The 1,535-nt window shown below is 65.2% G+C and carries 1 protein-coding gene; it reads right to left on the bottom strand.

Annotated features, from left to right (window positions below; translation table 11 throughout):
- Positions 1-74: 74 nt before the first annotated feature.
- Positions 75-1,450 (bottom strand): IS3 family transposase gene (locus tag LHA35_RS28190; protein WP_408902424.1). Its coding sequence is split into 2 segments (ribosomal slippage): positions 75-1,088 and positions 1,091-1,450, totalling 1,374 coding nucleotides; the frame shifts between segments, so codons are not numbered across the junction.
- Between the last annotated feature and the right edge of the window lie 85 nt (positions 1,451-1,535).

Below are 1,535 nucleotides of genomic sequence, written 5' to 3'. Positions count from 1 at the left end.
TGTCCGTCGTCGAATGCTTTGAGACAGAGCGGGCTTTTGGCTAACGGAGGCTCTGGCTCATCTGGTTGGTGAAATTAGGCGGCTTGGGAGTGGTGCAGCAAGCGCCGCTGCTGGATGGTCTGGCGCTTGATGCGTTCACGTTCGAGCAGGATGGCCTGGCCGCGGCCGAAGTAGACATCGGCCGGGGTCAGGTTGTTCAGGCTCTCGTGGTAGCGCCGGCGGTTGTAGTGCTCGACGAAGTCTGCAACCTGCGCCTCGAGGTTGCCGGGAAGGTAGTAGTTCTCGAGCAGGATCCGGTTCTTCAGCGTCTGATGCCAGCGCTCGATCTTACCCTGCGTTTGCGGGTGGCATGGCGCGCCGCGGATATGCTCCATGCCGTTGGCGCCGAGCCACTTGGCCAGTTCGTCGGCGATGTAGCTTGGCCCGTTGTCGGAAAGCAGCCGAGGTCGGTGCCGGACGCGTGCCTGGGTGCAGCCTGAGGCGGCCAGGGCGAGCTCCAGGGTGTCGGTGACGTCGCTGGCGGCCATGGAGGTGCAGAGCTTCCAGGCGATGACATAGCGGGAGAAGTCGTCGAGCACGGTGGAGAGATAGAACCAACCCCAGCCGGTGACCTTGAGGTAGGTGAAGTCGGTCTGCCAGAGCTGGTTTGGGGCCGTGGTCTTGGTGTGAAACTCGTCGGCGGCCTTGACCACGACGAAGGCCGGGCTGGTGATCAGGTCATGCGCCTTGAGCAAGCGGTAGACCGAAGCCTCGGAGACGAAGTAGCGCTCCTGCTCGGTGAAGCGCACCGCCAGCTCGCGCGGGGACAGCTCCGGCTCAGCCAGGGCCAAATCGAGGATGCGGCCGCGCTGCGCCTCGGGGATACGGTTCCAGACCCGGCCGGGCCGCGACGGCCTGTCCTCCAGCGCCTCGGGGCCGCCATCCTGGTAGCGCTCATACCAGCGGTAGAACGTCGACGGTGGGATGCCGAGGTGACGCAGCGTGCGCCGCACCGGCAGATGCGATTGCTCGACCAGGCGGATGATCTCGAGCTTCTCGGCGGCCGGGTATCTCATGCGGGGTCGTCCCCAGCCTCGGTCATACTTTTTTTGAGCAGCCGTAGCTCAAGCGCCTGCTCGGCCACGACCTCCTTCAGGCTGCGGGCTTCCTGGCGCAGGGCTTTGACCTCATCGGTCGTCGCCGCCCGGGCCGTGTCCCCGGCCAGGCGGCGCTTGCCAGCTTCCAGGAACTCCTTGGACCAGGAGTAGTACAGGCTTTCGGCAATGCCCTCGCGGCGGCAGAGCGCGGCAATGCTCTCCTCCCCACGGAGACCTTCCAGGACAATGCGGATCTTGTCCTCGGCCGAGTGCTGCTTCCGGGTGGCTCGGCGAATATCCCGCACCACCCGCTCGACAGGCGTCTTGCGGGACGGGGCAGCCTTGCTGGTCGGAGCGGAGGATTTCGGGCTCATCTTCACTCCTTGACAGTTACGATGAGCCCGAAATCCTCCGCCCCTCAATCACCCCCGGCTGTCTCATGGGCGCTGACGCCGGACA

The sequence above is a fragment of the Roseicella aerolata genome (assembly GCF_020523605.1).
Lineage (GTDB): Bacteria > Pseudomonadota > Alphaproteobacteria > Acetobacterales > Acetobacteraceae > Paracraurococcus > Paracraurococcus aerolatus.
The sequence above is the reverse complement of the archived record's forward strand: the minus strand, read 5'-3'. Positions and strand labels throughout refer to the sequence as shown.